Source organism: Campylobacter sp. GB48 (assembly GCF_049221845.1).
GTDB classification, from domain to species: domain Bacteria; phylum Campylobacterota; class Campylobacteria; order Campylobacterales; family Campylobacteraceae; genus Campylobacter_D; species Campylobacter_D lari_C.
Genome location: NZ_JBMJAR010000087.1, coordinates 1 through 714 on the forward strand (window position 1 = coordinate 1; position 714 = coordinate 714).

General features: G+C 30.0%; 2 protein-coding genes. Both read right to left on the reverse strand.

Translation table 11 applies throughout. The annotated features are described in order from the left end of the window. Positions 1–456, reverse strand: a 456-nt coding sequence (locus ACOTVC_RS08945; RefSeq protein ID WP_421628394.1) for a hypothetical protein, incomplete at its 3' end; no start/stop codon positions are given. A gap of 85 nt (positions 457–541) precedes the next feature. Then, positions 542–700, reverse strand: coding sequence for a hypothetical protein (locus tag ACOTVC_RS08950; RefSeq protein WP_214117098.1), 159 nt, complete (start codon positions 698–700; stop codon positions 542–544). Positions 701–714 lie beyond the last annotated feature (14 nt).

A 714-nucleotide genomic window follows, 5' to 3' on the forward strand; every position in this document is an offset into this window, starting at 1 on the left:
AAGTTCTTTTTTCTTTGCTAGAGCAAGTTTGTATTGTTTTGAATAGCTAGGGTAGGGGCGTGGAGTGAAGAGGGAGAAAGGATTGATTAGTTTTTGAAAAAAATCATTTGGATGATCAATGCATTGACCATTAGGTGTTATAGAATTACTAGGGCATACAACAGGAGGTTTAATTTTATTAAGCAAATCTTGAGTATTTATTAGCAGTTTTTTTGCTAATTCCTTAATGTTTTCAGAAAAATAGTAAGATATAACACTTCCTCCAGCAAAAATAATTATACCAAAAATAATTTTTCCTCTAAACAAGATAAGTGCTATTTCTTTAGAAATATCTAAGCCTTTTTTTAAAACAAAATCTTGTATAACTTCTTCTCCTAGTTTTACTAAAACTTTAGTTATATCACCATTGTTAATATACTCTAAGGTATATTCAGTAATTTTTAGTTTGCTATCCACTTTATCTGTAATAACTTGAACTTTTTGAATATAAGGTTGTAGGGTTTCTTTAGTGGGAGAGTTGGGGGAAAGGTTGAAGCCACTGCTAAAAAAAATCGAAAGTATTACTTGCTTTTCCTATTCCTTCTCTACTACTTTCTATAACCTCTTGTCCTTCTCTTAAGGCTTCTTTTATACTTTCTTTAATGTTAATAGTGGTATTGTTTTCATTATGAACACTAGTATTATTTTCATTTGCATTCATCTAAGGCCTTTTGG

Excerpts from the sequence above, each read along its gene's own strand:
- ACOTVC_RS08950 (WP_214117098.1), bottom strand. The coding sequence starts at position 700 with ATGAATGCAAATGAAAATAATACTAGTGTTCATAATGAAAACAATACC.